Genomic DNA, 19,900 nt, shown 5'->3' on the forward strand with positions numbered 1-19,900 from the left:
CCTGTCAGGGGGGTGGGGTCACAATGACAGGTTGATTGTAAGGCAGGAAAATCCCCCGCACACGTGGTTTACAAAAACTGCTCGTTAAAGTTCGCGGGCCAGCTCTCCACGGAACACGATGGTGGCCGGGCCGGTCATGGTGGCTACACCGTCGTTGAGCTCGACCTTGACGGCGCCACCGGGGACGTTGATGGTGACGGCACCGTTTTCAATTCCGGCGTCTGCAAGCACTGCCTGAGCTGCGGCAACCGTGCCGGTGCCGCAGGAGCGGGTCTCCCCGACGCCGCGCTCCCAGACGCGCATGTGCGCCTCGCCGTCGCGAAGTTCGGTAAGCACTTCGACGTTGACGCCTTCGGGGAAGAACTCGGGGTCGAAGGTCGGGGCGACAAAATCCATTTCCGCAAGCCCTTCAGGTGTGAGACTCGGGATCACGCAGGCGAGGTGTGGGTTGCCCACGTCCACGCCAATGCCAGCGAACTGGTTCTCCCCCATCGATGCGGTGGATACACCGGTGACCTGAACCGCCCCCATGCCGACGGAGACGACGGCGTTGGCGTCATCAGCTTCAAGCACCCGGATGTGCTTGACACCGGCGCGGGTGTCCACGTCGAACTCGCGGGCATCTTCAAGCCCTTCGGCGACGAGCACATGGGAGAAGGCACGGATGCCGTTGCCACACATCTCGGCGATGGAGCCGTCGGCGTTTCGGTAGTCCATGAACCACATACCGTCGCGACGCACCACGCGCAGCAGGCCGTCGCCGCCGACGCCGGCTCGGCGGTCGCACAGGAAGGCGACCTGCTCAGGGGTGATGTCGAGTTGGTCGTCGACGTCGATCAGGATGACGAAATCGTTTTCGGTGGCATGTGCTTTCAGGAACTTCACGGCAGCGAGTCTAACGCGAGATCCACCACGTTCGAATCGGCGGCGTCGAGCCATACCGTGCGCGGGTCGCGATTAAACCAGGAGCGTTGCCGGCGCACGTAGCGGCGCGTGCCGGTGATGGTCTGTTCGAGTGCTTGTTCTTCGGTGAGTTCCCCGTCGAACATGGCGAGGACCTGCGCGTAGCCGATGGCTCGCCCGGCAGTGGAATTGCGGACGAGGCCGTCTGTGACCAGGGCGCGGGTTTCGTCGATAAGCCCATGCTCGAACATCGTGCGGGTGCGCAGCTCGATGCGGGGGTTGAGCCACTCGGCGTTCGTGCGCAGGCCAAGGATGCGCGTGCCCCAACGTGGAGGGGCATTTTTCGGCGGTTGGGAAGCCTTGAACGGTTTGCCGGTCAATTCGATGACTTCGAGGGCGCGCACGGTACGTCGCGGGTCTTTGTCCTCGATGATGCTGGCTGCTTCCGGATCGACCTCGGCGAGTTCGGCGTGCAGCGCGTCGACGCCGATCTCCCCCAGACGCGCTTCGTAGCGGGCGCGCACGGTGGGGTCGGTGGGCGGGAAGGACCAGGCGTCGATAAGCGATTGCACATACAGCATCGAACCGCCCACCAGCACCGGTACCTTGTCACGCGCCATGATCTCCTCAACCGTGGCCACGGCAAGCTTCTGGTATTCCGCGACGGAGGCGGTCTTGGTCACATCCCAAATATCCAGCAGGTGGTGCGGAATGCCTCCGCGCTCCTCCACCGGTAACTTCGCGGTGCCGATGTCCATGCCCCGGTAGAGCTGCATCGAATCAACGTTGACCACTTCCCCGCCGAACTCGTGCGCCAGCGCAATGCCAAGCGCGGACTTGCCGCTGGCAGTGGGCCCTACAACTGCAATGGGATTCATACGCTCCACTCCGCTACATACCGTCCGACACCCAGCGTGTCATCGGCATCGATCAACCGCGCATCCTTGCGCTCAAGTCCTGCGAGTTCGCGCCACAGTTCCGGTTCGAGCACCTGCGTATCGACGAGCACAGCTTCACCACCGTCCAACCACCGCACAATGGCCTCGTGCGTCTCCGGCGCGCCGGGAACCAAGGCCAGCGGGGCGCGCGGAGTTAACCCCGCAGGCCCGTCGACGACGACAACGGTGATGGCGGCGAGGTCAGGGTCGTCAATGCGCGAACGTACCTCGCGAACCTCCGGGTCCCCCAGCGCAAACCTAGCGACCAGCTCTCCTAAGTGGTTCCCACTACGCACCGTGATGTCAGGGCCGCCCCAGGCACGAAACGACCCCGTGTGCGCCGTGTGCCACTGCTCGTCGAGCGAGCAGACGATGTCGATGGCGCGGCCACCTGCAGTTTCCGCCAACGCACGGGTGACGGCCAGGAGGCGCTGCGAGGCGTCGTCGTGGGGCGAGAGCGCCAACGCAGGCGATCCGGGGATGATCCAAAGGTTTGCTCTCACCCGCTCAACCCTACCCAGAGACCCAAATCACCCCGCAGCGATGTGTGTGGCTGTACGATCGCATGCATTGCGCAAAGGCAGCCGCGACGCGCGGCACAGTGCGGCCTATGCCGCGGAAAGGACGACCACTATGACCGAGTCGAACCCCACCAACACCTCTGGCAAGATCCCCTCGCCTGCCGCCATGGCGAAGAAGGGTCCGAAGCCTCGGCCACGCCCGGCCGCGGCGCCTGCCGCCCCGTCAGTGACACCGGCGCCTGTTCCGGCGCGTACGCCGTCGGATCCGTCGAAGTTTGGCCGTGTTGATGCCGAGGGCAACGTCTTCCTCACCCGCGGCGGCACTGAACGCCAGATCGCGTCCTGGCAGGCAGGTACGCCCGAGGAAGGCCTCGCACACTACGGGCAGCGTTACGACGACCTGGTTACCGAAGTCGAACTCATCGAGACCCGCCTGCGCGCTCACCCGGAAGACGCAGACGCGATCCGCAAATCCGCCGAAGCGCTGAAAGCCTCGCTTGACGACGCCGCAGTAATCGGCGACCTCGACGCCGTCGAAGCCCGCCTCGATGCTGCCATCGCCGCATCCGCCGATGCCCGCGAGCAGGCCAAGGAGCAAAAGGCGGAGCGACGTAAGGCAGCGATCGCCCGCAAGGAAGCCCTCGCCGCCGAGGCCGAAGACCTGGCGGAAAACTCCACCGAATGGAAGCGCGCCGGCGACCGCATCCGCGACATCCTCGAGGAGTGGCGCGGCATCCGCGGCATCGACCGCGCAACCGACGACGAGCTGTGGAAGCGCTACTCCCGCGCCCGCGACAGCTTCAACCGCCGCCGCGGCGCCCACTTCGCCGAGTTGGACCGCAACCGCGCCCAAGCCAAGAAGGTCAAGGAAGAACTCGTCGACCGCGCCGAGGCTCTCAAGGACTCCACGGATTGGGGCAGCACCGCCCGCGCCTACCGCGACCTGATGACGGAATGGAAGGCCGCCGGCCGCGCCCCACGCGAGGTAGACGACAAGCTCTGGGAGCGCTTCCGCGCAGCCCAGGACCACTTCTTCGAAGCCCGCAACGCCGTCAACGCCGAGCGCGACCGCGAATTCGAGGCCAACGCGGAAGCCAAGGATGCGCTCATCGCTGAGTACGACGCACAGATCGACCCCGCCAAGGGCCTCGGCGCCGCAAAGGCGAAACTACGCGAACTGCAAGACAAGTGGGACGAGATCGGCTTCGTCCCCCGTGGTCGCGTCCGCGAATACGAGGACAAGATCGCCCGCATCGAACAACGCGTCTCCGAGGCCGAAGACTCCCGCTGGCGCAAGACCAACCCTGCCCAGCAGGACAAGGTCAACCAGTTCCAGGTCAAGGCCGACGACTTCGAGCGCCAGGCCCAGGAGGCGGAGGCCAAAGGCAACGCCGCCAAGGCAGCAACGCTGCGTGAACAGGCGAAGCAGTGGCAGGAGTTCGCCGACGTTGCCGCGAAGGCCGTGAACGAGGGCTAGTGCTCACACCACAGCAGTACGTCCCCCGGCCCAACTCATCGGAGGCAGTGGTCGGGGGTTACGCATTTTCCGCCACGCTCGCCATCCAGGACATCACAGGCCTTGCCACCTCTGGTGTGTCCGCATCGCACATTGCGAAGCGCCTCGAGCCGTCCGCCGAGTCGGAAGCAATCCTCTTCGCGCTCACCTCCCAGCAGGCACCCCGCCCTGTGACGGATTTGGGCTACCGCGAACTTTTCGACGATGACCTCGACCACACCGACGCCTGGCTCTTCATCTCCCTGCCTTTGCTCGAAGACCGTCGCGTGATCGAAGCGAACTTCACCTTCGACGCCGAGATCGCGCCCCTGCCCGGCGAAGATGAACCGCCCGAACCGTGGGCCGCAGCGCTGTTGCTTCTCGACGACCTCTCCACCCGCCTCGAACGCCCCATCCGCCAACTCTGGGTCACACACCTGCCCGACGCTCCGGCATCCCCCGCGTTGACCGAAGCCGGCTACACGGCGGCCTTCCGGGAAGACCAGGCCACGTTCGAGATCACCGCACTGGATGCCCTGCCTCGTACTGTGGCCGCCGAGTTCGCAGTCATCGAAGGCCCAGGGTTCTTCTCCAAACGTAAAGCAGGCGCCGACGAGGTAGAGCAGTTCTCCCGTCTGCTCACCGCGGCATCGCGCGACTACCCTCGCGGCGACCTGGTGATGGACACGATCAATTGGGACCTTGAGCGCATCCGCGACGCCGGCGCGAGGCTGCAAGACCGAGGCGGCTCGCAACTGACCGGGCTGGCCTACGTCGACGGCGTCATCGTCGGGCTCTGCGAAGTCGTGCGCTTCCACGCCGACGACCCGAAGGTCTGCGAACTCGGTCTTGTCTACGTCCTGCCAGAGCACCGCGGCCGTGGCATCGGCAAATCCCTGCTGCGCGCTTCACTCGAGCGAGCACACGCAACCTGGGAAGACTTGGAGACGGTGTACTGCTCCTACCCCGCCGACTCCGCGCCAGCAGCCGCCATCATGAAAACGGTCGCCGCGGAAGTAGTATCCGCGACGACCGGTTGGCAAAAGCTCTAAATATTGCGGTGGCGCTCGGCGGCACGGGCGCGGCGGTCGTCCACAAGCAACGGGTTCTCCTCGTGCGCGTTCGCCTGATGCGTCGCCGACTGCTGCAGCAACGCCACGTCGTCGCGCTGCTGCACCTTCGCGCGCTCGTCGGCCACCTTCACCTGTGCCTCAGAGCGAGACAGGATCAGCGGGAACAGCGTGAACACCGCAACGAACACAGCCAACATGGCCAGGTAGTAGCCGATGTCGCGTGAGGTTTCCGGAGCACTTTGGTTGCGCAACCAAATGCCGAGGATGGAAAACACGGCAGAGACCGTTGTGACCATCCAGGCAGGCAAGGTGACGGCGAATCGTCGCAAAGCAACTGCGAGCGATGTCAAAACCCCAACACCGATGAAGGAAAACCACACAAACAAGTACTCCGCCACCGAAGTGCGCGCATCGCGCGACGCCTGGGTCAGCCCCAAAACCTGCCAACCGGCCACCCCACCTGCAAACGGCAACACCAACGCCACGAGGTACACCACCGCACACGCGGCGAGCACCCACCGTTTCGCCCCCATCGTGATCTGCGAAGCGGCGGACTTCTCCGCGCGAGCCAACGTCTGCGAATCCTGCTGCGTCATAGCAGCCACTGTAGCCCCTAGCAGCCGCAGGACGAATCGCCGGTGGGCTGCTTGGGCGGTTGACCGATCGTCGGTAAGCCAAGCCCCACGCCGACAGGTGCAGTCGTCGGCACCTGGCCCGCCGCCGAATTGTCGCCGGCCTTCGTACGACGGTGATCACGCACCCCAGAATCTGCGATAAGGAAGTGCGGCTTGGACTCAGTGATGGTGACAGTGACGTAATCGCCCGGGCGGATCTCGCCATCAATGTCACCCTCAACCGCGAAGTGCACCAGGCGGCCATCGCGAGCGCGACCCGACATGCGGTGCGTGCGATCATTCTTACGTCCGCCACCCGCTTGCACAAGCAACTCCTGCTCCGTGCCGATCATCTTCTCGTTCTCCTCGGCACTAATGCGATCCTGCAGCGCAAGCAAACGCTCGAAACGCTCCTGCACCACAGCCTTCGGAATCTGCTGCTCCATCTCCGCAGCCGGCGTGCCCGGACGCGGCGAATACTGGAACGTAAACGCAGAAGTGAAACGAGCCTTCTCCACCACATCAAGCGTGGCCTGAAAATCCTCCTCAGTCTCACCCGGGAAGCCGACAATGATGTCAGTGGTGATGGAAGCGTGCGGAAGCTTCTCACGCACCTCATCCAAAATCCCAAGGAACTTCTTCGACCGGTACGACCGGCGCATGTCCTTAAGCACCTTGTCGGAACCCGACTGCAACGGCATATGCAGCTGCGGGCACACATTCGGAGTCTCCACCATCGCGTCAATCACATCCGAGGTGAACTCCGCCGGGTGCGGCGACGTAAAACGCACACGCTCCAAGCCCTCGATATCGCCACAGGCACGCAAGAGCTTGGAGAACGCAGAACGGTCGCGCTCCATGTCCTCGTCGACAAAGTTCACGCCATACGCATTCACATTCTGACCAAGCAGCGTCACCTCGGACACACCCTGATCGACGAGCGCCTGCACCTCCGCCAAAATATCGCCCGGGCGGCGATCCTGCTCCTTACCACGCAACGACGGCACGATGCAGAACGTACACGTGTTATTGCAGCCCACCGACACAGACACCCAACCGGCGTAGGCAGACTCGCGCTTCGCCGGCAGGACAGACGGAAACACCTCGAGCGACTCAACAATCTCAACCTGGGCTTCGTCCTCCACCCGTGCGCGATCGAGCAACGCCGGCAATGCGGAGATGTTGTGCGTGCCAAAGACGGCGTCGACCCACGGTGCCTTCTCAATCACCGTGTCGCGATCCTTCTGCGCCAAACACCCGCCGACCGCAATCTGCATGCCCGGATGATTCGCCTTCGTGTTCTTCAACTGTCCGAGCGAGCCATACAGGCGCTGATCCGCGTTTTCACGCACCGCACAGGTATTGAAGACCACCAGGTCGGGCTCAGTCCCCTCGTCTGCCGCCACGTACCCAGCATCCTCGAGCAGACCCGAAAGACGCTCAGAATCGTGCACGTTCATCTGGCAGCCGAACGTCCGCACCTCATAGGTGCGCGAAGTGGTGTTTTCAGAGGTATTTGCCGTAGTCACGGCGAGACAGTCTAACCAGGCAAAGCGCCCAAACCTAACCGCAAATGACAAACACTTTCCCAGTTTTGGTCACCCGCATCACAGTTTTGGCCTACTGTGCCTTGTATGACACAGGAGATTGCCGAACCCATGATTCGCATGGTGGGTGTGGAGAAGTACTTCGACGACTTCCACGCACTACAAAACATCAACCTTGAAGTCCCCCGCGGACAAGTAGTCGTAGTGCTGGGACCGTCCGGATCGGGAAAGTCCACCCTGTGTCGGACGATCAACCGCCTCGAAACCATCGAGGAAGGCACGATCGAAATTGACGGCCGTACCCTCCCCGCCGAAGGGAAGGAACTGGCCCACCTCCGTTCAGACGTAGGCATGGTGTTCCAACAGTTCAACCTGTTTCCGCACCTGACCATTCTGGACAACGTCACCCTGGGCCCCATCAAGGTCCGCAAGGTGAAAAAGACCGACGCCACCGCACGCGCTCGCGAACTGCTCGACCGCGTGGGCATCGGCAACCAGGCAGAAAAATATCCGGCACAGCTCTCCGGCGGCCAGCAGCAGCGCGTCGCAATCGCACGCGCCCTTGCGATGGAGCCGAAAGTCATGCTTTTCGACGAACCCACCTCCGCCCTCGACCCCGAAATGGTCGGCGAGGTCCTCGACGTCATGGCTGAACTCGCCGAAAGCGGCATGACCATGGTCGTGGTCACCCACGAAATGGGCTTCGCCCGCAAAGTTGCCGACCGCATCTTGTTCATGGCCGATGGCGAAATCGTCGAAGACACCGACCCCGAGTCGTTCTTCACCAACCCGCAGTCCAGCCGTGCACGAGACTTCCTCGGCAAGATCCTGCCCCATTAACCCACCCACGTTTCTTACAAGGAGAATCACCATGAAGCGCACCGCACGTTTCGCATCGACCACTGCCGCAGCTCTGCTCGCGGCCACCACACTCGTCGCCTGCGGCGGCGACTCCGCTGGCGACGCCGAAGGCCTCCTCGCGCAGATCGAGGCCGGCAACGTCACCCTCGGCACTAAGTACGACCAGCCAGGCCTCGGCCTGCGCGAAGCCGACGGCTCCATGACCGGCCTCGACGTCGACGTCGCCACCTACGTGGTCAACCACATTGCCGACGAAAACGGCTGGGAGCATCCAGAAATCACCTGGCGCGAAACCCCCTCGGCACAGCGCGAAACCGTGCTGCAAAACGGTGAAGTCGCAGCAATCGCCGCGACCTACTCCATCAATAAGTCACGCTCCGAAGCAGTCGACTTCGGAGGCCCCTACCTGCTGACCCACCAGGCCCTGCTCGTACGCTCCGACGATGCCGACATCACCGGCCTCGAATCCCTCGACGGTCGCATCCTCTGCTCTGTGACCGGCTCCACCCCGGCACAGAAGGTCAAGGACACCCTGCCGGGCGTCCAGCTCCAGGAATACGACACCTACTCCTCCTGCGTCGAAGCCCTGCGCAACGGCAACGTCGACGCCCTCACCACCGACGCGACCATCCTCGGTGGCTACTCCGCACAGTCCCCGGGCGACTTCAAGGTCGTCGAGCTGAAGAAGGACGGCGAAGAGTTCACCAACGAGCACTACGGCGTTGGCCTGAAGAAGGAAGACGCTGGCGCACTCGAGGCCGTCAACAAGGCACTCAACGCGCTTTACGAAGACGGTTCCTTTGACAAGTTCGTCAACGACAACCTCGACGGCGGCCAGGGTGTTGAAAAGGACAAGGTCGGCGACCTGTCCTTCGTCGAGTAGCACCTGCCGTGTGGCTGGGTGAACCCCCCCCGGCCACCGAGCCCCAACCCTTCTTCATCTCCTTCACGTATTGGAAGTTCCCACCATGGATGCAATGTGGGCTGATCTCGCGCCCAAACTGTGGCCAGCATTCTGGACCACAATCAAGCTGACGTTCTACTCCGCCATCGGATCAATGATCCTGGGCACCCTACTCACTGCTATGCGGGTCTCCCCCGTTGCCATCCTGCGGAACCTGTCGGCGTTTTACATCAACACCGTGCGCAACACCCCGCTGACACTTGTGATCCTGTTCTGCTCGTTCGGCCTCTACCAAAACCTTGGCCTTGAGCTCGCGAGCCGCGAATCCAGCACCTACCTTGCAGACCAAAACTTCCGCCTCGCGATCCTCGGCTTCGTTTTGTACACCTCGTGCTTCGTCGCCGAATCGCTCCGAAGCGGCATCAACACCGTTCACTTCGGACAAGCCGAAGCCGCACGCTCCCTCGGACTGAGCTTCGGGCAGATCTTCTCGTTGATTATCTTCCCCCAAGCTCTGCGTGCAGCAATCGTTCCGCTGGGCAACACGCTGATCGCTTTGACGAAGAACACCACGATCGCATCGGTCATCGGCGTCGCGGAAGCATCGCTGCTGATGAAATCCACCATCGAATTCCACGCAAACCAGCTCTTCGCCATCTTCGGCATCTTCGCCCTCGGCTTCATCGTGCTCACACTGCCAACAGGGCTCGTCATCGGCTGGCTGTCTAACCGTCTGGCGGTGAAACGATAATGGCATCCTCTGTCCGCGCAACTGTTCTCTACGACGCCCCCGGCCCCAAAGCCGTACGCCGCAACTACATTTACACCGCAATCACCATCGCTGTGCTTTTGCTCGTCGGCTGGTGGGTACTGAGCAAACTAGCCACACACGGCCAACTCGACGCTGAGCGCTGGACCCCATTCATCCAGGGAAACACCTGGACCACATACATCATCCCTGGCCTCGTCGGCACCATTAAGGCCGCCGTCGTATCGGTGCTGCTCGCAATTGTCTTCGGCGTGTTTTTCGGGCTTGGCCGGCTCGCCCCGAACAAACTCATACGCGGGTTCTGCGCTGTGGTTGTCGAGTTCTTCCGCGCCATTCCAGTGCTGCTACTCATGATCTTCCTGTACCAGGTCTTCGCGGTATACAAGATCGTTCCACCAGCGTCGCTCGCGTTTTGGGCCGTCGTTGTGGCACTGACGCTCTACAACGGCTCCGTTATCGCCGAGATCCTCCGCGCCGGCATCAAATCGCTACCCCGCGGGCAAACGGAAGCAGCCCAGGCGCTTGGGCTTAGCCACTGGCAAACCATGGGCAAGATCTTGCTGCCCCAGTCCGTCGCAGCCATGCTCCCGGCACTGATTTCCCAGATGGTCATTGCGCTGAAGGATTCCGCCCTGGGCTACCAAATTGGCTACGTCGAGGTTGTTCGCTCCGGCACGCAGGTCGCCTCTGCAAACCGGAACTACTTGGCGTCGCTCATCGTGGTGGCCATCATCATGATCCTGATCAACTACGCGCTGACAATGCTCGCTACCCGCGTCGAGCGCCAACTACGCGCCGGCCGAGCGCGCCGCAACCCCTTTGCCAAGGTGCCCACCGCTGGCAAGGAAGTGGGCCTGGACACCAAGGACACCGTCAACCTCGACTGGCAAGCCCCCGGCTACCAGCAGATCGACAACCCCGTGGAGAAACACTAAGCCCGCGTGCGGAGTCACCACCCCGCGTCACGCGTGGGCTTCGCACTCGGCGATGCGTTCGTCGAGCGCTTCCCGGCCCAGGCGCATTGCCAGCCCCTGGTGAAACCCACGGCGGGCAAGCGCCCCAACGATCCGGCGCAAAAACTTGTCGTACTCTGCCCGATCCTCGGGTGCGTGTTTCACCTTGCGCGCCGCCTTTTCGGCGACCCCGCGGGCGATGCGCTCTTCGTCGTCGTCTGTGATCTGCTCGAGCGCAGCCGCACGGTCCGCACTACCCACCCCTTTGTCACGCAGCTCCATATCGAGCGCACGAGCAGACTTTCCGCGACGCGCAGCGCGCTGACGCACCCACTCAGAAGCAAATGCTGCGTCGTTGAGCAGGCCTGAGCTGGCGAGGTCGTCGAGAACTTCGTCGACAAGCATGGGCTCAAACTCAGCCTTGATCAGCCGACCACGCAGCTCCTCACGCGAGCGCGCCCGCTGATCCAGCAGCCCTAATGCGCGTTTGCGTACCGGCGCCTTCGCCTCCTCATGTGCGTGGTCGATGAAACCCGACCCCGGCTCGTACGCCTCGAGAGCAGCTTTGAGGCGCGCAATCTTTTCGGGGTCCGCCATCGGCTACTTCTCGTCGGCCTTGGCGTCGTCTTCGTCGTCGAAGTCGATGTTTGGCACCATGTCCACCGGATCATCCGACAAGGCATCGTCGTCAACATTGGCATACTTGCCCACACCCAGCGCGCGGAAGATTTTGTCTTCGATTTCGTCGGCCAGGTCCGGGTTGTCTTTGAGGAACAGGCGCGCCTTTTCCTTACCCTGCCCCAACTGGTCGCCCTCGTAGGTGAACCACGAGCCGGACTTCTTCACAATGCCGTTTTCCACGCCCATGTCGATGATGGAGGACTCCCGCGAGATGCCCTCGCCGTACATGATGTCGAACTCGGCGATCTTGAACGGCGGGGAAACCTTGTTCTTCACAACCTTCATCCTGGTGCGGTTACCGATGGAATCCTGGCCGTCCTTCAGGGTTTGAATACGGCGGACATCGCAACGCACCGACGCGTAGAACTTCAAGGCCTTACCGCCAGTGGTCGTCTCCGGGGAGCCGAACATCACGCCAATCTTTTCACGCAGCTGGTTAATGAAGATCGCGGTAGTCCCGGAGTTGTACAGCGCACCGGTCATCTTGCGCAGTGCCTGCGACATCAAACGTGCCTGGAGGCCGACGTGGGAGTCACCCATCTCGCCCTCGATTTCAGCCTTCGGGGTCAGCGCTGCAACAGAGTCGATCACGATCATGTCGATAGCACCAGAGCGCACCAGCATGTCCGCGATCTCAAGCGCCTGCTCACCCGTATCTGGCTGGGAGACCAGCAGATTGTCGGTATCCACGCCAAGCTTGCGGGCGTAGTCAGGGTCGAGGGCGTGCTCGGCATCAATGAACGCCGCGATGCCGCCTGCGCGCTGCGCCTCCGCAATCGCATGCAGGGCAACGGTGGTCTTACCGGACGACTCCGGGCCGTAGATCTCCACGACCCTGCCGCGTGGCCAGCCGCCGATACCAAGGGCAACGTCGATAGCAGTGTTGCCGGAAGAGATGGACTGAATCGGCGGGCGATTCTCGTCGCCCAGGCGCATGACGGCGCCCTTGCCAAAGTCCTTCTCAATCATCGCAAGCGCAGCGTCGAGCGCGTTCTGGCGCGAGTTCGCGGCGGAAGCGGCAGTCTTCTTCTTCGTTGCCATGTGGTGTTTTCCTCCAAATTGTCGGTGGTGCGACGGTTGCCGCATCCACACTGTGTGTTAGTCCGTGCCTATTAGACGCACGCGCCTACCCTTCGGTTCCCTCCAAAACAGGGAAAGTTCCTCGGGGCGGATACAGAAGCCACTTTAGAATGCGGCTACGACACCGAACACTGTACACGCAAGCGTGTTCGAACGGGAATTCAAAACCCGGGCCTGTCAATGCCAAGTCGGCGCTCTTCCGGAATGTCAAACGCTTCACAGAGTCCGCGCCACGCCTCGCGGGGATCGACACCACTTTCGATCATGTCCGCCGCGGTGCGCTCGTAGCCCGGTATCACCTGCGTATCGATAATCCACTTGGCTCGACCCGCGCCAAATTCGTCCTCGACCAGTTGATGAAACTCCGTCAAACGCATGACTCAACACGCTACCCGAACACGCGTTATTGAACGGCGTTCAGGTACACTGCCGCGCATGAGTAAATCTTCCACCGCGCAGGACATTGCGCTCATCGCCGTCTTCGCGGCCATCATCATCGCTCTCGGCTTCGTCTCCATCCCCGTCGGCGCCGCAGGCGTGCCTATCGTGCTGCAAAACGCAGCCATCATCCTCGCCGGCCTCGTCCTCGGCTGGCGCCGCGGCCTGTTCACCGCAGGTATCTTCCTCCTGGTCGGCCTCGCACTACCCGTGCTTGCAGGCGGCCGCACCGTCATCTCCGCACTCGGCGGCACGACCGTGGGGTACCTTGTGGGCTACCTCGTCTCCGCTACCGTCGCGGGCCTGATCGCCTACCGTGCGCCATTCCGCCGCAACACCGCAGCTACGATCGGCGTCCTCATCGTCGCCGGCTACGTTGCCCTGTTCTTCCAGTACCTCTGCGGCGTATTCGGCCTCATGGCCCGCGCTGAGATGTCCTTCGGCGCAGCATGGGCCGCACAGGTGCCATTCCTGCTGCCTGACGCCGGCAAGGTCGCTCTCATGATCGCCATCGCAATCGCGGTGCACCAGGCGTTCCCTGACCTGCGCGGTAGTCGTCGATAAGCACGATGCCCGTCATCGAATTCAAAGGCGCAGCCGTCACCTACGACGGCAACACCGTCCTTCAGCCACTCACCACGCGCCTGAGTGAGCAACGCATCGGCATCATCGGCTCCAACGGTTCCGGCAAATCCACCACCGTGCGCCTCATCAACGGACTCATCGAACCCACTTCAGGGCAAGTGCTTTACGACGACCTCTCGCCCACCACCCAAGGCCGCGACGTCCGCAAACGCGTCGGATTCGTCTTCTCCGACGCCGAATCCCAAATCGTCATGCCACGCGTCTCCGACGACGTCGCCTTCTCTCTTCGCCGCTTCAAACTCCCCCGCGACGAAGTGCGATCGCGTGTCGACGACGCTCTCGCCCGCTTCGAACTCACCGACCTCGCCGAAAACTCACCGCACACCCTGTCGGGCGGCGAAAAACAGATGCTCGCACTTGCATCCGTGATGGTGATCGAACCAGACACCATCATCGCCGACGAGCCGACCACACTGCTTGACCTGCGCAACCGCAAACGAATCGTGCGCGAACTTAACGCACTCGAGCAGCAACTCATCGTGGTCACACACGACCTGGACATGCTGCGCGACTTCGAACGCGTCCTCGTCATCGACGACGGCACACTCGTCTACGACAGCAACCCCGCCGACGCCATCGCGTTCTACACCGACCTCATGGATAAAAAACCATGATCCGCGAACTCCCCCTCGGCGTCTACATCCCCGGCGACACACTGCTCCACCGCATGCAGCCAGCTCTGAAGTTCGTGCTGCTGGTGGCTTTCATCATCGGGGTCACTGTCCTGCCCACCCGGCCCTGGCACGCAGCCGCCGCACTCGGGTTTGTGCTGGTGCTCTACTTGTGGGCACGCATTCCCATGAAGATCGCGTGGCGCCAACTCGTGCCACTCCTGCCTTTCCTGATCTTTTTAGGCGTGTTCATGGTGTGGCAAAACGGCGTCGAATCGGCAGCGACGCTACTCATCGGGCTCCTTGCCACCATCGCTGCGGCGAACCTTCTCACACTGACCACCCCGGTCCAGGAACTCCTTGACGCCCTCGACCGAGCACTCGCACCGTTGGGACGCACAGGCGAACTCATCTCGCTCACCATTGCACTCACCATTCGCCTGATTCCGCTGACACTCGCGACCGCGAACGAAGTCCTCGACGCCCGCAAAGCCCGCGGGGCTGGCTTCTCCCTCCTAGCGTTCGGCACTCCCCTGGTCATCCGCTCCGTGCGGCGGGCGAAGATGATCGGTGAAGCGCTCATGGCGCGCGGCGCCGTCGACTAACCCCACGCAGCGAAAAGGCCCGAAGCGATGTGCTTCGGGCCTTCGACGTTGTGATTTACTCGCCGCGCAGTTCGCGCATGCGCTGCGCAACCGCGTCGTCGCTGACGTTAGCGTCGGTAGCGGACTGCCCCGGCTCAATCGCCTGTTTCTTGCCAGCGGTGAGCTCGCCTGCCATCTCCGCACGCAGCTGCTCCAAGCGGCCGTGACCAGCCATCTGGATACCGGCCTGCTCAACCTCAGCCATACGACCCTGAATGGAGTTCTGCGCCAACTCGGCGGCACCAAGCGCGTTAGCGTAACGACGCTCAATCTTCTCACGAACCTGATCCAAGTTCGGACCGGACGCAGTAATCGAGTTCATCGACTGCATCGTCTCCGAAACCTTCTCCTGCATCTTCGCCTGCTCCAGCTGCGACAGGAGCTTCGAGCGCTCAGCAACCTGCTGCTGCAGGTGCGCCGCGTTGCGCTCCACAGCCTGCTTCGCCTGAGCTGCCTGCTGCAGCGCCTGGTCGTGGAGCTGCTTAGTATCCTCCACACCCTGCTCAGCGGTGACCAGCTGTGCCGCAAACGCCTCCGCGGCGTTTTCGTACTCCTGCGCCTTCTGCGCGTTGCCCTCGCCGCGAGCCTTATCAGCAAGCTTGAGCGCCTGGCGGGCATTCGCCTGCAGCTTCTCAACATCCTCGAGGCGACGGTTGAGCTGCATCTCCAACTGACGCTGGTTACCAATCACCGCGGCAGCCTGCTGCGACAGTGCCTGGTGCTGGCGCTGCGCCTCGTTGATGGCCTGCTCAATCTGGATCTTCGGGTCAGCGTTCTCTTCGATCTTGTTGTCGAAGAGAGCCATCAGGTAGTTCCAGAACTTGGAAAAGGGGTTCGCCATGGCTAATCACCGCGACCTTTCATCTTCATTAGTTAGTGCGTCAAACTCCACCCACAATAGTCGGGTGAGCTCCGTTACGCTTCCGCAGCCGCCGGAGAGGTAACCGCGAGTTCCTCGTTGAAGGAATGCAGCGACATATTCGCCACCGCTTCCAGCAACACCTCAGACACCGTGGTGTCCAGTGCCTCGCACAGCGCTGCAAGCAGTTCAGAGGACACTTCCTTGCGACCGCGCTCCAGCTCCGAGATGTAGCCGGAAGACACGCGAGCCTCCTTCGCCAACGTGCGAAGAGTTACGCCCTTATCAGCGCGAAAAGCGCGCAGCGACATACCGAGGGCTTCGCGGAACAGCGGCTCACGCGCTGGGGCGGATGCAATCGGCAGTTCTACCGGGGCTTCGTAAAGCAGAGTCGTAGTTGTCATCAGCTGCTCCAACGATCGGTGGTCTAGTTTTGTTCCCGAACGCCAGTCAGCGCACCAACCAGGGCCGCTTCGACCGCGCGTCGGCGAATCTCGTTGCGCGACCCTGCGAGGACTCGGACAGGGGTCGCATGTCCATCGACAAGCGCATACCGGCCCGCTTCCGAATCGAGCAGTTCCGCAGCTTGCGACGACGCCGTCCACTGCGGCCCAGCCAGCCCAATCCACACCGTGCCAGCCGGCATACCGTCTTGCGCACCGGGCCCTGCGACGCCAGTAAGCGCAACCGCCCAATCCGTCCCGCACACCCTACGAGCACCGCGCGCCATCTCCCGGGCCACCGCAGCAGAGACCACGCCCTCTTGCTCGATCAACTCTGCCGGAACGTGGGCCAACTCGGTTTTGAGCTCCGCCGAGTACGTCACCAAACCGCCGACGAGTACGTCGGAAGCACCCGGCACGTCCGCAAGGGTCGCAGCAGCAAGCCCGGCAGTCAGCGACTCGCAAAAAGCGATGGTTTGGTTCCGGGAACGTAGTTCGTCGATAAGCAATTGCGCCGTCGTCATTTGTTCGCCTTTCCTGCATCAACCAAATACTGCACACCCGTAACCACGGTGACCGCCACCGCGAGCAACATCACCACAAACACCGGCGTATCCGCCCATGCGGGCAACGGACACAAGTACAGGCCAACCGCCAGCGACTGCAGGACAGTCTTCACCTTGCCACCCTTCGACGCCGGCACCACCAGACCGCGACGCAACATCCACATACGCCACACCGTGATCCCCAGCTCACGAGCCACGATCACCACAGTGACCCACACCGGCAACGAACTCGCAATATTCAGCGTAACCAGCGCAGTAATCATCAACGCCTTGTCCGCGATCGGATCAGCAATCTTGCCGAAATCCGTAATCAGCCCCCGCGCACGAGCAATATCCCCGTCAAGCTTGTCTGTGATCATCAACGCCACAAACAGGCCAAACGCCCACCACCAGCGCTCCGAAAGCACCAGCCACGCGAACACAGGAATGAACAGAATCCGCAGAGACGTCAACACATTCGGCAGATTCCAATTCGACGGCTTATCCGTTTGCATCACGCGATCCACCATACCCATCTCACGCGTTCCACCTAGACTGCCCTCCATGAAGTATTTCGCAGCAACCTACACCTACGGCGAGCAAACGCTTGTCGACGACACCCGCCCCGCCCACCGCGAATTCATCTCCTCGCAACTCGCACTCGGACGCATCGTGGGATCCGGCCCTTTTATCGGCGTCAATCAAGCCCTGATCATCCTGCAACTGCCCGACACTGCCACTGAAGCTGATGCGGCGGCCGTGCTGGATCAAGACCCATACACGACCGCCGGCGCACTCGCAGCGCGCGAGATCCGGGAGTGGAACCCGGTGATGAATATCTTCGGCTAAGCCTTCCTACCGCCACGCGCGACATCGAGGTGGGCGGTCTCGCGCGATCCGGTCGCGGTGTGATCGCCCTTGCCAGATGTCGCCGGGTCGTCGATCCACTCAACATGGTGTCCGTGACGGTCGACCTTGCGGCGGTTGCCGTGGTCGTCGAAATCAATGTGGTACTGGTTTTCGTTCGGATCACGAACACCAGCCTTCACGTCAGCGCGGTCCTTGATCACCGAGGCAATCGCGGTGATCGCGAGCACGCCGACGATGATCAGCAGCGAGGCGACAGTGCCGACCTCCGGCACGTCGAGACCCTCGCCGCCATTGATGAACGACAGGTTGTTCTCGTGCAGCGCGTGCAACAGCAGCTTCACGCCGATGAAGCCGAGCACCACCGCGAGGCCGTACGGCAGGTATACCAGGCGGTCGAGCAGGCCGTTGAGCAGAAAGTAGAGCTGGCGCAGGCCAAGCAGTGCGAACGCGTTGGCGGTGAACACCAGGAACGCCTCCTGGGTAATGCCGTAAATAGCCGGGATGGAGTCGAACGCGAACATCACGTCGATGAACCCGATGGACAGCAGCGCCACAAACAGCGGGGTAACCGCGCGCTTGCCGGCCTGGGTAGCGGAAACGAGACGGTCTCCGTGGTACGAGCTGGTCACCGGAATAACCTTGCGTAGCGTCTTGACCACCATCATGTCGTTCGGATCCGGATCCTCTTGGTCCGTCACCTCGTCGTACACCATCTTGATCGCGGTGTAGATCAGGAAGGCGGCGAAGATGTAGAACACGTCCGACCAGGCCTCGATGATCACGGCACCCAGCAGAATGAATACGAGACGGCAGATCAGCGCGATCACGATGCCGATCAGCAACACCTTTTGCTGATATGCACGCGGGATCTTGAACGCACCCATGATCAGCGCGAACACGAACAAGTTATCCACCGACAGCGACAGCTCAGTGATGTAGCCGGTGAAGAACTGCATGCCGTGTTCGCCGTCCCACAGCCACCACACGATCCCGCCGAAAATGCAGGCCATGGTCATGTAGAACAGGGCCCAGCCGCCCGATTCCTTCATCGTCGGCTCGTGCGGGGTACGCACGTGCGAGACGAAGTCAAAGATGAAAAATCCCAGGATCACCGCAGAGGTGATCAGCCATATACTTAACGGCACATGCATGCGTTTAATCCTCCGGTAGCAGAAACAACCGGAGGTCTCCCCCACCCAAGTGGGCTGTTCGGACCGGGGCCATCACTTTTCGACGACACCGTGTTGACGATCCAGAACACTTCCGGGGTACTCCCCTCCAAGTGGGTAACACAATACACACACTTTTTTGGTGTCGCGAATGTGGATAACCACCCCAGTTTGTTGATGTGTCAACGCGGTTATCCACAAGGGCCCTGCCGGGCATTGCGGAACTGGTTTAACGTGCGAGGCATGAGCCCATTTGAAACCTTCCTCGCGGACCTACCCACGGTGGATAGCCTGCAAGGCTTCAACCGTGCAGCCGCACTTGCCAGCCGCTGCCGGCCAGCAACCGTGACCGCCTGGGGCCGCATCCACGACGTCTACTTCGGCGCCACAAAGTGGACCAAGCAGCAGCGCCGAGCCCTTGAGGCGGCCCGCGCTGGCGCGTTCGACTTGGACCGGCTGTCGTACATCGAGAACCGGCTGACTGCAATCGACGATGAGAGCGAGCGTTGGCGCGTGCGCCACAAGCTCCTCGCCGTCCACGGCAGCTTCGCCGCACTGCGCCAGGCCGCAAAAGACCTCATCCCACCAACGGCGCCGAGGATGCCGAAGGCACAGGTCAAGTTCTCCTGCTCCACCCTTGGGATGCGGACGATGAGGGTCACCGCCTCCGAGCGAGACATCGCGGATCTCGAGCACGCCCTGCGCCAGCACGTGGACAGCTCACGGCCCGCGGCACCGCAGATGCTTGACGCCTTTCTCTCACTGCTTCGCGACGGCACCTCCATCCCACACGCCGCTCCCCGCCCTATAGTGCTCGCACCGCTACCTGAGCACATCCAGATCCTCTCCGGCGACGGCGAGGATGTGACCCTCGTACTTACCGACGGCACCACCATGACCGGAGCCGAGTACCTCAATCTCACCTTCGGCGAAATCGCCCTGTTCCACCCGCAAGCCGGGGCGGTGAACCTCTACCGGACACAGCGCTTCGCCAACCAAAAGCAGCGCGACCTCGCACGCCTGCTCATGCCTCGTTGTCCCTTCCCCTCTTGCCGTCATGGAGCTGACTCGTGCGAGATTCACCACATCACGGCCTGGAAGCACGGCGGCGAAACCAACATGGATAACCTCGCACCCCTGTGCAGCTACCACAACCGGGTCAACGACGACGACCCTTGGCACACCAGTCGAGGGCGCATCGAAATCATCAACGGCACCCCGACGTGGGTCTCGCCAAGTGGTGTGCCGGTTCCCGTGACCGAAGCGGGGGCAATGCAGCAACTCTTCGGCTAGCGGCTACTTAACGACGAAAACCCGCACACGGCGGGTTATTCGAC

Annotated in this window: 24 protein-coding genes; 11 read left to right on the forward strand and 13 right to left on the reverse strand. The window is 62.2% G+C overall.

Annotation, left to right across the window (positions count from 1 at the left end):
• Positions 1-84: 84 nt before the first annotated feature.
• The 3 genes from dapF to HMPREF2690_RS04935 are packed head-to-tail and all read right to left on the reverse strand — an operon-like array spanning position 85 to position 2,344.
• Positions 85-939 (reverse strand): diaminopimelate epimerase, encoded by an 855-nt coding sequence (dapF, locus tag HMPREF2690_RS04925; protein WP_070820306.1) that lies wholly within the window; start codon positions 937-939, stop codon positions 85-87.
• The gene (gene miaA, locus HMPREF2690_RS04930; RefSeq protein ID WP_070820307.1) at positions 882-1,781 is read right to left on the reverse strand and encodes a tRNA (adenosine(37)-N6)-dimethylallyltransferase MiaA; all 900 of its coding nucleotides are present in this window, start codon (positions 1,779-1,781) and stop codon (positions 882-884) included. Before miaA ends, dapF begins: the two co-directional genes overlap by 58 nt.
• A complete protein-coding gene (locus tag HMPREF2690_RS04935) occupies positions 1,778-2,344 on the reverse strand; it encodes a hypothetical protein (protein ID WP_070820308.1) in 567 nt (188 codons plus the stop codon). The genes miaA and HMPREF2690_RS04935 overlap by 4 nt, the downstream gene beginning before the upstream one ends.
• A gap of 130 nt (positions 2,345-2,474) precedes the next feature.
• On the opposite strand from HMPREF2690_RS04935, the gene HMPREF2690_RS04940 reads away from it, so the two are divergent.
• Positions 2,475-3,839 carry a DUF349 domain-containing protein gene (locus HMPREF2690_RS04940; RefSeq protein WP_070820309.1) on the forward strand — a complete coding sequence of 455 codons (1,365 nt, stop codon included), beginning with the start codon at positions 2,475-2,477 and terminating at the stop codon, positions 3,837-3,839.
• Positions 3,839-4,909, forward strand: a complete 1,071-nt coding sequence (locus tag HMPREF2690_RS04945) for a GNAT family N-acetyltransferase (protein WP_070820310.1) — start codon at positions 3,839-3,841, stop codon at positions 4,907-4,909. The genes HMPREF2690_RS04940 and HMPREF2690_RS04945 overlap by 1 nt, the downstream gene beginning before the upstream one ends.
• Here the strand turns inward: HMPREF2690_RS04945 and HMPREF2690_RS04950 are convergent.
• Together HMPREF2690_RS04950 and miaB are read right to left on the reverse strand one after the other, a co-directional pair.
• Complete coding sequence (locus tag HMPREF2690_RS04950; protein ID WP_070451032.1) at positions 4,906-5,526, reverse strand: Rv2732c family membrane protein; 621 nt, start codon at positions 5,524-5,526, stop codon at positions 4,906-4,908. The genes HMPREF2690_RS04945 and HMPREF2690_RS04950 overlap by 4 nt on opposite strands.
• Positions 5,527-5,543: 17 nt before the next feature.
• On the reverse strand, positions 5,544-7,073 hold the full coding sequence (gene miaB, locus HMPREF2690_RS04955; protein WP_070483827.1) for a tRNA (N6-isopentenyl adenosine(37)-C2)-methylthiotransferase MiaB: 1,530 nt from the start codon (positions 7,071-7,073) through the stop codon (positions 5,544-5,546).
• A 129-nt stretch (positions 7,074-7,202) separates the two neighbouring features.
• Between miaB and gluA the strand changes: the two genes are divergently transcribed.
• The 4 genes from gluA (at position 7,203) to HMPREF2690_RS04975 (ending at position 10,560) form a co-directional block, all read left to right on the forward strand.
• Positions 7,203-7,931, forward strand: coding sequence for a glutamate ABC transporter ATP-binding protein GluA (gene gluA / locus HMPREF2690_RS04960; protein WP_168167285.1), 729 nt, complete (start codon positions 7,203-7,205; stop codon positions 7,929-7,931).
• A gap of 31 nt (positions 7,932-7,962) precedes the next feature.
• Positions 7,963-8,835 carry a glutamate ABC transporter substrate-binding protein gene (locus HMPREF2690_RS04965; protein WP_070816265.1) on the forward strand — a complete coding sequence of 291 codons (873 nt, stop codon included), beginning with the start codon at positions 7,963-7,965 and terminating at the stop codon, positions 8,833-8,835.
• 85 nt (positions 8,836-8,920) lie between these two features.
• On the forward strand, positions 8,921-9,607 hold the full coding sequence (locus tag HMPREF2690_RS04970; RefSeq protein ID WP_070422323.1) for an amino acid ABC transporter permease: 687 nt from the start codon (positions 8,921-8,923) through the stop codon (positions 9,605-9,607).
• Complete coding sequence (locus HMPREF2690_RS04975; RefSeq protein ID WP_070820311.1) at positions 9,607-10,560, forward strand: amino acid ABC transporter permease; 954 nt, start codon at positions 9,607-9,609, stop codon at positions 10,558-10,560. The genes HMPREF2690_RS04970 and HMPREF2690_RS04975 overlap by 1 nt, the downstream gene beginning before the upstream one ends.
• A gap of 27 nt (positions 10,561-10,587) precedes the next feature.
• Here HMPREF2690_RS04975 and recX read toward each other — a convergent pair whose 3' ends face one another.
• The 3 genes from recX to HMPREF2690_RS04990 all read right to left on the reverse strand — a co-directional run bounded on the left by recX (position 10,588) and on the right by HMPREF2690_RS04990 (position 12,716).
• Positions 10,588-11,175 carry a recombination regulator RecX gene (gene recX / locus HMPREF2690_RS04980; RefSeq protein ID WP_070771413.1) on the reverse strand — a complete coding sequence of 196 codons (588 nt, stop codon included), beginning with the start codon at positions 11,173-11,175 and terminating at the stop codon, positions 10,588-10,590.
• Between the two features lie 3 nt (positions 11,176-11,178).
• Complete coding sequence (gene recA / locus HMPREF2690_RS04985; RefSeq protein ID WP_070422320.1) at positions 11,179-12,300, reverse strand: recombinase RecA; 1,122 nt, start codon at positions 12,298-12,300, stop codon at positions 11,179-11,181.
• Positions 12,301-12,500: 200 nt separating this feature from the next.
• Positions 12,501-12,716, reverse strand: coding sequence for a DUF3046 domain-containing protein (locus HMPREF2690_RS04990; protein ID WP_070422319.1), 216 nt, complete (start codon positions 12,714-12,716; stop codon positions 12,501-12,503).
• Between the two features lie 58 nt (positions 12,717-12,774).
• On the opposite strand from HMPREF2690_RS04990, the gene HMPREF2690_RS04995 reads away from it, so the two are divergent.
• Genes HMPREF2690_RS04995 through HMPREF2690_RS05005 form a run of 3 tightly spaced genes read left to right on the forward strand, consistent with a single transcriptional unit; the run spans position 12,775 to position 14,638 of the window.
• Positions 12,775-13,341 carry a biotin transporter BioY gene (locus HMPREF2690_RS04995; RefSeq protein WP_070422318.1) on the forward strand — a complete coding sequence of 189 codons (567 nt, stop codon included), beginning with the start codon at positions 12,775-12,777 and terminating at the stop codon, positions 13,339-13,341.
• A 5-nt stretch (positions 13,342-13,346) separates the two neighbouring features.
• Positions 13,347-14,036, forward strand: coding sequence for an energy-coupling factor ABC transporter ATP-binding protein (locus tag HMPREF2690_RS05000; RefSeq protein WP_070771414.1), 690 nt, complete (start codon positions 13,347-13,349; stop codon positions 14,034-14,036).
• Positions 14,033-14,638, forward strand: coding sequence for an energy-coupling factor transporter transmembrane component T family protein (locus HMPREF2690_RS05005; protein ID WP_070820312.1), 606 nt, complete (start codon positions 14,033-14,035; stop codon positions 14,636-14,638). Before HMPREF2690_RS05000 ends, HMPREF2690_RS05005 begins: the two co-directional genes overlap by 4 nt.
• Positions 14,639-14,693: 55 nt before the next feature.
• Here the strand turns inward: HMPREF2690_RS05005 and HMPREF2690_RS05010 are convergent, their stop codons facing one another.
• The 4 genes from HMPREF2690_RS05010 to pgsA all read right to left on the reverse strand — a co-directional run bounded on the left by HMPREF2690_RS05010 (position 14,694) and on the right by pgsA (position 17,039).
• Positions 14,694-15,518, reverse strand: coding sequence for a PspA/IM30 family protein (locus tag HMPREF2690_RS05010; RefSeq protein ID WP_070451023.1), 825 nt, complete (start codon positions 15,516-15,518; stop codon positions 14,694-14,696).
• A gap of 74 nt (positions 15,519-15,592) precedes the next feature.
• Complete coding sequence (locus HMPREF2690_RS05015; RefSeq protein ID WP_070422314.1) at positions 15,593-15,940, reverse strand: helix-turn-helix domain-containing protein; 348 nt, start codon at positions 15,938-15,940, stop codon at positions 15,593-15,595.
• Between the two features lie 23 nt (positions 15,941-15,963).
• Positions 15,964-16,503, reverse strand: a complete 540-nt coding sequence (locus HMPREF2690_RS05020) for a CinA family protein (protein ID WP_070422313.1) — start codon at positions 16,501-16,503, stop codon at positions 15,964-15,966.
• Positions 16,500-17,039 carry a CDP-diacylglycerol--glycerol-3-phosphate 3-phosphatidyltransferase gene (gene pgsA, locus HMPREF2690_RS05025; protein ID WP_083320324.1) on the reverse strand — a complete coding sequence of 180 codons (540 nt, stop codon included), beginning with the start codon at positions 17,037-17,039 and terminating at the stop codon, positions 16,500-16,502. Before pgsA ends, HMPREF2690_RS05020 begins: the two co-directional genes overlap by 4 nt.
• A gap of 49 nt (positions 17,040-17,088) precedes the next feature.
• Here pgsA and HMPREF2690_RS05030 point away from each other — a divergent pair, with 49 nt between their 5' ends.
• Complete coding sequence (locus tag HMPREF2690_RS05030) at positions 17,089-17,373, forward strand: YciI family protein (protein WP_070422311.1); 285 nt, start codon at positions 17,089-17,091, stop codon at positions 17,371-17,373.
• Here HMPREF2690_RS05030 and HMPREF2690_RS05035 read toward each other — a convergent pair.
• Positions 17,370-18,545: a TerC family protein gene (locus HMPREF2690_RS05035; RefSeq protein ID WP_070820314.1), complete on the reverse strand. Its 1,176-nt coding sequence runs from the start codon at positions 18,543-18,545 to the stop codon at positions 17,370-17,372. The genes HMPREF2690_RS05030 and HMPREF2690_RS05035 overlap by 4 nt on opposite strands.
• Positions 18,546-18,806: 261 nt before the next feature.
• Here HMPREF2690_RS05035 and HMPREF2690_RS05040 point away from each other — a divergent pair, with 261 nt between their 5' ends.
• Positions 18,807-19,856, forward strand: coding sequence for an HNH endonuclease signature motif containing protein (locus tag HMPREF2690_RS05040; RefSeq protein WP_070820315.1), 1,050 nt, complete (start codon positions 18,807-18,809; stop codon positions 19,854-19,856).
• The last annotated feature ends 44 nt before the right edge of the window (positions 19,857-19,900 follow it).

The organism is Corynebacterium sp. HMSC034E11 (assembly GCF_001835905.1).
Lineage (GTDB): Bacteria > Actinomycetota > Actinomycetes > Mycobacteriales > Mycobacteriaceae > Corynebacterium > Corynebacterium coyleae.

Bases quoted from the DNA above. Each gene is read 5' to 3' on its own strand.
- miaA (WP_070820307.1), bottom strand. From the start codon at position 1,781: ATGAATCCCATTGCAGTTGTAGGGCCCACTGCCAGCGGCAAGTCCGCG.
- HMPREF2690_RS05005 (WP_070820312.1), top strand. From the start codon at position 14,033: ATGATCCGCGAACTCCCCCTCGGCGTCTACATCCCCGGCGACACACTG.
- HMPREF2690_RS04940 (WP_070820309.1), top strand. From the start codon at position 2,475: ATGACCGAGTCGAACCCCACCAACACCTCTGGCAAGATCCCCTCGCCT.
- recA (WP_070422320.1), bottom strand. From the start codon at position 12,300: ATGGCAACGAAGAAGAAGACTGCCGCTTCCGCCGCGAACTCGCGCCAG.
- HMPREF2690_RS05015 (WP_070422314.1), bottom strand. From the start codon at position 15,940: ATGACAACTACGACTCTGCTTTACGAAGCCCCGGTAGAACTGCCGATT.
- HMPREF2690_RS04970 (WP_070422323.1), top strand. From the start codon at position 8,921: ATGGATGCAATGTGGGCTGATCTCGCGCCCAAACTGTGGCCAGCATTC.
- recX (WP_070771413.1), bottom strand. From the start codon at position 11,175: ATGGCGGACCCCGAAAAGATTGCGCGCCTCAAAGCTGCTCTCGAGGCG.
- dapF (WP_070820306.1), bottom strand. From the start codon at position 939: ATGGCTCGACGCCGCCGATTCGAACGTGGTGGATCTCGCGTTAGACTC.
- HMPREF2690_RS05010 (WP_070451023.1), bottom strand. From the start codon at position 15,518: ATGGCGAACCCCTTTTCCAAGTTCTGGAACTACCTGATGGCTCTCTTC.
- gluA (WP_168167285.1), top strand. From the start codon at position 7,203: ATGATTCGCATGGTGGGTGTGGAGAAGTACTTCGACGACTTCCACGCA.
- pgsA (WP_083320324.1), bottom strand. From the start codon at position 17,039: ATGCAAACGGATAAGCCGTCGAATTGGAATCTGCCGAATGTGTTGACG.
- HMPREF2690_RS04990 (WP_070422319.1), bottom strand. From the start codon at position 12,716: ATGCGTTTGACGGAGTTTCATCAACTGGTCGAGGACGAATTTGGCGCG.
- HMPREF2690_RS04965 (WP_070816265.1), top strand. From the start codon at position 7,963: ATGAAGCGCACCGCACGTTTCGCATCGACCACTGCCGCAGCTCTGCTC.
- HMPREF2690_RS05000 (WP_070771414.1), top strand. From the start codon at position 13,347: ATGCCCGTCATCGAATTCAAAGGCGCAGCCGTCACCTACGACGGCAAC.
- HMPREF2690_RS05030 (WP_070422311.1), top strand. From the start codon at position 17,089: ATGAAGTATTTCGCAGCAACCTACACCTACGGCGAGCAAACGCTTGTC.
- HMPREF2690_RS04950 (WP_070451032.1), bottom strand. From the start codon at position 5,526: ATGACGCAGCAGGATTCGCAGACGTTGGCTCGCGCGGAGAAGTCCGCC.
- HMPREF2690_RS05040 (WP_070820315.1), top strand. From the start codon at position 18,807: ATGAGCCCATTTGAAACCTTCCTCGCGGACCTACCCACGGTGGATAGC.
- HMPREF2690_RS04975 (WP_070820311.1), top strand. From the start codon at position 9,607: ATGGCATCCTCTGTCCGCGCAACTGTTCTCTACGACGCCCCCGGCCCC.
- HMPREF2690_RS04995 (WP_070422318.1), top strand. From the start codon at position 12,775: ATGAGTAAATCTTCCACCGCGCAGGACATTGCGCTCATCGCCGTCTTC.
- HMPREF2690_RS05035 (WP_070820314.1), bottom strand. From the start codon at position 18,545: ATGCATGTGCCGTTAAGTATATGGCTGATCACCTCTGCGGTGATCCTG.
- HMPREF2690_RS05020 (WP_070422313.1), bottom strand. From the start codon at position 16,503: ATGACGACGGCGCAATTGCTTATCGACGAACTACGTTCCCGGAACCAA.